This window comes from Streptomyces sp. ICN903 (assembly GCF_022015835.1).
GTDB lineage: Bacteria > Actinomycetota > Actinomycetes > Streptomycetales > Streptomycetaceae > Streptomyces > Streptomyces fenghuangensis.
This window is the reverse complement of sequence record NZ_JAKMAY010000463.1, coordinates 1-3,088: the sequence shown is the minus strand read 5'-3', so window position 1 is coordinate 3,088 and position 3,088 is coordinate 1. Positions and strand designations below refer to the sequence as shown.

Sequence of the window (3,088 nt, the reverse complement as noted above, 5' to 3'; positions counted from 1 at the left end):
ACCGCCCGCCCCTCCCCGCCGAGCGGGGCGCTCGGCGGGGAGGGGCGGGCGGTGGGCGGCGACGGGTTCGCCCCCGTCGCCGATCACCGGCCAGCCGTGTCCGTCCCAGTCCATCGGCTGCAGGTGCACCACCCGCCCGTACGCGCCGCGCTGCTGGAAGTGGAGGAACCAGTCGGAGCCGTCGGCCGCCCGCACCCACGCCCCCTGGTGCGGGCCGTTGACGCCGGTGCGGCCCTGGGCGAGCACGATGCGCTCCTCGTAGGGGCCGAAGAAGTCCCGGGAGCGGAACGCGCCCTGCCAGCCGGTCTCCACTCCCCCGGCCGGGGCGAAGATCCAGTACCAGCCGCCGTGCCGGTAGAGCTTGGGGCCCTCCAGAGTGAACCAGCCGGGCAGCGCGTCGCCGTCGACGACCGTGCGGCCGGCGTCGAGCAGTTCGCGGCCGTCGGGGCTCATCCGGTGGCCGGTGAGCCGGTTCTTGATCCCGGAGCGGGACTTCGCCCAGGCGTGCACCAGATAGGCGCGGCCCCTCTCGTCCCACAGCGGGCAGGGGTCGATCAGTCCGCGGCCGGCCTTCAGCAGGTGCGGTCTGCTCCACGGGCCCCGCACGTCCTCGGCGCTGATCTGGTAGATGCCGTGGTCGGGATCGCCCCAGAAGATCCAGAAGCGGCCGGCGTGGTGGCGGATGGAGGGCGCCCACACCCCGCAGTCGTGGCGCGGGGTGGTGAACGCCTGCTCCGGCTCCAGCCGCTCCAGGGCGTGGCCGATGATCCGCCAGTTGACCAGGTCGCGGGAGTGGAGGATCGGCAGGCCGGGGGCGCGGCCGAAGCTGGAGGCGGTCAGGTAGTAGTCGTCGCCGACGCGGATGGCGTCGGGGTCGGACCAGTCGGCGTCCAGCACCGGGTTGCGGTATGTGCCGGCCGGGGCGGTGGGGGCCGGGGCCTCGGGCGGAGCCGTCATCGGGGCGCCTCCTTCCCGGTGAGCCGGGCGGCGACCTCGGCGGCGGCGGCCCTCTCCAGCCGCCCGTCGGCGACACCGGTGACCACCCGCCGCACCACCGGCCGCCCGGTCGGCAGCGGCAGTCTGCCGTCCCAGGCCAGCGCGGATCCGACGCCCGGGTACTCGGCGGCGCGTACGAACCACCGGTCGCGGCGGGTGTCCTCGGTGGCACCGGCGAACACCAGCGTCCAGGCGTCGGTCGCCATGGCCAGCCAGGGCGCCCGTGAGCCGTGCACCTCCTCCTCGCCCTCGGCGTCCCCGGTGAACACCCGCGGCGGGCGGGGGCCGATGGGCGGACGCCAGAAGAAGCCGCCGTAGCCGGCGCCGGGGCGGCCGTTGGTGGCCGGACTGCCCACCGACAGCTCCTCGCCGCAGACGTTGGTGAGCTCGGTGGTGAGGTCCAGCGCCCAGCACTTCGCGTCCAGCGCCCGCGCGGTGACGGTGCGGCGCTCGGTCAGCAGCCGCCGCCCGTCCCGCTGCCAGGCGATCTCCTCGGTGAAACCGTCCTCGCGCAGGTCGGTCCAGCCCAGGTGGCTCTGGTGGCCGTGGTTGTCCAGCTCGACCGGTCCCCGGTCGCGGACGAAGGTGCGCCCGCCCCAGAAGTTGGCGCCGCCGACGTCGGGGACGGCCACGCTCACCCCGAGGTGGTGCACATGGTCGGCGGGCCGCAGCTCGGTGACGGCGGTGCCGCCCAGGGTGCGGACGGGATGCAGGTAGGGGCGCGGCGACTCCCTGACGGCCAGGCGCGGCCGGTACTCGTAGCGGGCCACGGTCCGTCCGCCGCAGCGCAGTTCGACGGACCCGGCGGCTTCGGGGGCTTCCGGGTGCGGCGCGGTCATGCCTCGGCTCCCTTCCGCTCGAGTTCCCGCTCGGTTTCCCGTTCGGACCGCCGCCGGGGCTCCGCCGGGGCGGCCCAGGGGGCGCGCGGGCCGGAACCGTCGGACAGCTCGGAGTACAGGGCCAGCTCCTCGGCCCCGGCCGCGACCAGCTCGTCGATGCCGGTGACGATCCGCCGGGCGGAGCCGTCGCCGCCGGGGCCGGGCTCGGTGCGCCAGGCGCCGGCGGGCAGCGGGCGCGGCTCGGGCGCGGTGCGCACGGCCTCCACCAGCCGCATGAAGGCGCCGGTGCGCTCGGGCGGCACCAGCAGCTCCTCGCCGCCGGTGAGGTGGGCCACGAGGTTGCGCAGCAGGTCGGTGCGGGCGTGCTCGGTGGTCTCGGGCGCGTGTCCGTCGCGTTGCAGCAGCAGGCGGTCCTGCTTGTACCAGAAGGTGATCCGGCCGCCGGTGCCGTGGACGACGACGTAGGGCTCACCGGGCCGCTCGGCGCACAGGGTCACGGCCGCGGTGATCTCGCCCGCCGTCCCGTCGCCGTGCGCGGTGCGCAGCCGGACGCAGGAGGTGTCGTCGGACTCGATGGCGTTGGCGCGGTACAGCTCCAGCTCGATGCCGGCGACGTCCTCGGCGCGGTCGCCGCCGTCGATGCGCAGCGCGGTGGCCACCGCGTGGGCCAGGGGGTTGGTCAGGACGCCGTCCACCACGTCCCGGCCCTCCATGCGGCGCCGGCCGGCCCAGGGGGCGCGGTCCCAGTAGGCCAGGTCGCGGCTCCAGGCACCGGCCGCGCCGATGCCGCGCACCGCGCCGATCGCACCGTCGGCGATCAGGTCGCGCACCGCGGTGACGGCGTGCGAGCCCAGCGACTGGAAGCCGATCTGGCAGGCGACGCCCGCCGCCCGCACCCCCTTGACCATCCGCTCGAACTCCGCGTACGAGGGCGCGGGCGGTTTCTCCAGCAGCAGGTGCACGCCCCGTTCGGCGGCGGTCAGCGCCAGGTCGGTGTGGGTGTGGATCGGGGTGCAGACCACGGCGATCCGCGCGCCGGTGCTCTCCAGCAGGGCCGCGAAGTCGGCCGACTGCTCGGGGCTGCCGAGGCCGGCCAGCTCCTCCTCGTCCAGGGGGGTCAGCTCGCAGATCCCGGCCAGGCGGACCAGGCCCTCCCGCGTGAGGCGGCGGATGTTGTCCAGGTGCCAGCGGCCGTGGCCGCGGGCGCCGGCCAGCACGACCGGCAGGGGACGGGCGGTGTCGAAGGCGGGGGC

The 3,088-nt window shown here is 76.1% G+C and carries 3 protein-coding genes; all 3 read right to left on the bottom strand.

Features of this window, described 5'->3' with window-relative positions; all coding sequences use genetic code 11:
* The coding region (locus L7D48_RS27720; RefSeq protein ID WP_237883675.1) for a glycoside hydrolase 43 family protein at positions 1 to 957 on the bottom strand (957 nt) is incomplete at its 3' end.
* Positions 954 to 1,835: a PmoA family protein gene (locus tag L7D48_RS27715; RefSeq protein WP_237883674.1), complete on the bottom strand. Its 882-nt coding sequence runs from the start codon at positions 1,833 to 1,835 to the stop codon at positions 954 to 956. The genes L7D48_RS27715 and L7D48_RS27720, both read right to left, overlap by 4 nt.
* Positions 1,832 to 3,061, bottom strand: coding sequence for a Gfo/Idh/MocA family protein (locus L7D48_RS27710; protein ID WP_256463338.1), 1,230 nt, complete (start codon positions 3,059 to 3,061; stop codon positions 1,832 to 1,834). Before L7D48_RS27710 ends, L7D48_RS27715 begins: the two co-directional genes overlap by 4 nt.
* Positions 3,062 to 3,088 lie beyond the last annotated feature (27 nt).